5 protein-coding genes are annotated in these 3,099 nt (G+C 72.3%); 4 read left to right on the top strand and 1 reads right to left on the bottom strand.

Annotated elements, in window-relative coordinates:
* Window positions 1-383: hypothetical protein (locus AA75_RS49790; protein WP_051813396.1), on the bottom strand; the 383-nt coding region annotated here is incomplete at its 3' end.
* A 242-nt stretch (window positions 384-625) separates the two neighbouring features.
* Here AA75_RS49790 and rimP point away from each other — a divergent pair.
* The 4 genes from rimP to AA75_RS26255 all read left to right on the top strand — a co-directional run.
* Window positions 626-1,213 (top strand): ribosome maturation factor RimP, encoded by a 588-nt coding sequence (rimP, locus tag AA75_RS26270; protein WP_033822734.1) that lies wholly within the window; start codon window positions 626-628, stop codon window positions 1,211-1,213.
* A 51-nt stretch (window positions 1,214-1,264) separates the two neighbouring features.
* The gene (nusA, locus tag AA75_RS26265; RefSeq protein WP_033822733.1) at window positions 1,265-2,263 is read left to right on the top strand and encodes a transcription termination factor NusA; all 999 of its coding nucleotides are present in this window, start codon (window positions 1,265-1,267) and stop codon (window positions 2,261-2,263) included.
* Window positions 2,264-2,350: 87 nt separating this feature from the next.
* Window positions 2,351-2,644, top strand: a complete 294-nt coding sequence (locus tag AA75_RS26260) for a YlxR family protein (protein WP_082526840.1) — start codon at window positions 2,351-2,353, stop codon at window positions 2,642-2,644.
* 186 nt (window positions 2,645-2,830) lie between these two features.
* A partial coding sequence (locus AA75_RS26255) for a translation initiation factor IF-2 N-terminal domain-containing protein (protein WP_033822731.1) occupies window positions 2,831-3,099 on the top strand: 269 nt, incomplete at its 3' end.

Raw genomic sequence — 3,099 nt, 5'->3', positions numbered from 1 at the left:
GCCACCGTGGTGACGGCGCCGCCGGCGGAGGCGGCCGGGGTGGTGGCCGTGGTGGCGGGCGAGGCGGACCCGGTGGCCTGTGCGGAGCCGGAGGGCTGGGCGGGGAGGCCCTGGGCGAGGGCGGCCCGGTGCTGGGCGACCTCCTCGCGCAGCTGCCGCAGCAGCGCCCCCTGGGCGCCGGCGGCGGCCCCGGCGAGCACCGCGTCGTACCCGGCCAGCAGCGCGTCGGTGGCGGCCACCGCCTTGGTGCGCAGGGGCAGGTCCTGGTCGGGCCGCTGCCCGTCCGGGTGGCCGCCCTCGTGCTCGCCGGTGCATCCGCTGAGGACGGCGGCGCCCGAGAGCGCGCCGAGGACGAGGAACGTCCGGCGGGTGGGGGACGGCATCGGGTGGGCTCCCGTCGGGTCGAGCGGGAGCCCTGGCGCCCCCCTGCTGCGTGAATCATTACCGGACCCTCACGACTCCGAGCCCGGATGGACGCTATCCGTCCACTGTGACCTTCCTCGCAGCGGGGTCGGCCGAGTGGCCCACGGCCAGGTCGGAATCGGCGTTTCGGGGGTCGGCCCGATAGGCTCTGCTCTCGGTTAGCACCTACGACAACAGCAGACGCGCCCGAGGAGTCATTCGGATGAGCACCACCCAGACCGACCGGTTGCGCGCGCTGCTGGAGCCCCTGGCCACGGAGGCCGGGCTCGATCTCGAAGCCGTCGTCGTCACCCAGGCCGGCAGCCGCCGCCAGGTGCAGATCGACGTGGACGCCGACGGTGGCGTCGACCTCGACACCATCGCCGAGTTCAGCCGCGAGGTGGGCCGGGTGCTGGACGACTCCGACCTGATGGGCGAGACGCCCTACCTGCTGGAGGTCGGCTCCCCGGGTGCCGAGCGCCCGCTCCACGAGCCCCGCCACTGGCGCCGGGCCGAGGGCCGGCTGGCCAAGGTGCACCTGGCGGACGGCAAGGAGATCGTCGCCCGGGTGCTGGAGAGCGACGAGGACGGCGTGCTGGTCGAGGTGCAGCCGGTCAAGGGCCGCGGCCGCCCCAAGGAGCGCCGCCTGGCCTGGGCCGAGATCGACCGGGCCCGGGTCCAGGTCGAGTTCAACCGCAAGGACGAGGAGCTGCTGGACGCGGCCCCCGACCTGGTCGGCGACGACGACGCCGACGACGAGGACTTCGTGGACGACGCCTCCGAGGGGGCGGACGAGGGTGCGGACCGGTAGTCACCGGTCGGATCGCACCGTGAACCTGATGAGTGAAGAGGAGGCGTAGCCGTGGACATCGACATGAGCGCCCTGCGTGGGCTGGTTACCGAGAAGGGCGTTCCGTTCGACCTGCTGGTCGAGTCGATCGAGTCGGCGCTTCTCATCGCGTACCACCGCACCGAGGGCTCCCGCCGCCGGGCGCGGGTCGAGCTGAACCGCAAGACCGGGCACGTGACCGTGTGGGCGCTGGAGGACCCGGCGGAGCTGGACGAGGGCGTGGAGCCGAAGGAGTTCGACGACACCCCGAGCGGTTTCGGCCGGATCGCCGCGTCCACCGCCAAGCAGGTGATCCTGCAGCGGCTGCGCGACGCCGCGGACGACCAGACCTTCGGCGAGTACGCGGGCAAGGAGGGCGACATCGTCACCGGTGTCGTCCAGCAGGGCAACGACCCCAAGAACATCCTGGTCGACATCGGCAAGCTGGAGGCCATCCTGCCCCCGCAGGAGCAGGTCCCCGGTGAGGACTACCGGCACGGCACCCGGCTGAAGTGCTACGTGGTGGGCGTGCGCCGCGGTGTCCGCGGCCCGTCCGTGACCCTGTCGCGGACCCACCCGAGCCTGGTGAAGCGGCTGTTCGCGCTGGAGGTGCCGGAGATCGCCGACGGTTCGGTGGAGATCGCGGCGATCGCCCGCGAGGCCGGCCACCGCACCAAGATCGCGGTCTGGTCCCGCCGGGCCGGCCTGAACGCCAAGGGCGCCTGCATCGGCCCGATGGGCGGCCGGGTGCGCAACGTGATGGCCGAGCTGCACGGCGAGAAGATCGACATCGTGGACTGGTCCGAGGACCCGGCCGAGATGGTCGCCGCCGCGCTGTCCCCCGCACGGGTGACCAAGGTGGAGATCGTGGACCTGGCCCAGCGCTCCGCCCGGGTGATCGTGCCGGACTACCAGCTGTCGCTGGCGATCGGCAAGGAAGGGCAGAACGCCCGCCTGGCCGCCCGCCTGACCGGCTGGCGGATCGACATCCGTCCGGACACCGAGGTGCCCGCCGAGGACGGCCGGGAATAGCCCCCTGCCGCCCGCGGTTCAGCACCTCAGCCCCCACCGCCGGTTGGCGGGGCGGCGTCATGTCCCTTCGGAGGGGTAGACTTGATTCTGTCTGGCCGGACGCCTGTCCGAGCATGCCCGGAACGCACCTGCGTGGGCTGCCGCAAGCGAGCGGCCAAGCACGAGCTGTTGCGTGTCGTTGCGATCGAGGGCGTGTGCGTCCCCGATCCGCGCGGCACACTGCCGGGCCGGGGTGCGCATCTGCACCCCGAGCCGGGCTGCCTCGACCTCGCGGTACGCCGCCGGGCGTTCCCCAGGGCCTTCCGGCTCCAGGGTTCGCTCGACACCGACGCACTGCGGGCCTGTGTCGAGGACCGGGCGGGCGGTTCGCCGACGCCTTGAGAAGACAGATCACCAGCAGGACGCACACAGCGCACGGCGGCGGCACGCCGTGCGTCACGTCAGGTACCTCGCGAGATGGAAGTAGGTCGAGATTGCGATGAGCACTCGATGAGTACGCGATGAGTACGCCCATGAAGTAGCGACAGTCCGGCGGACGACCACCCCGGACTCATAGACAGGAGTGAAGTGGCTAAGGTCCGGGTATACGAGCTCGCCAAGGAACTTGGCTTGGAGAGCAAGGCCGTGATGGCCAAGCTCACCGAGCTCGGTGAGTTCGTCCGTTCGGCGTCCTCGACGATCGAGGCGCCGGTCGTGCGCAAGTTGACTGATGCTCTGGGAGCGACGCCGCCGTCCGGTGGCGCGTCCGCCAAGCCTGGCCCGCGGAAGCCCGCGGCGCCCCAGCCCGCCGCCGGCGCCTCCGCGCCGCGTCCGGGTGCCCCCACCCCCGGCCCGCG

This window comes from Kitasatospora sp. MBT63 (assembly GCF_000710465.2).
In the GTDB taxonomy this organism is placed as follows: Bacteria; Actinomycetota; Actinomycetes; order Streptomycetales; family Streptomycetaceae; genus Kitasatospora.
Note: the sequence above shows the minus strand (reverse complement) of the source record. Positions and strands in the feature narration are given on the sequence as shown.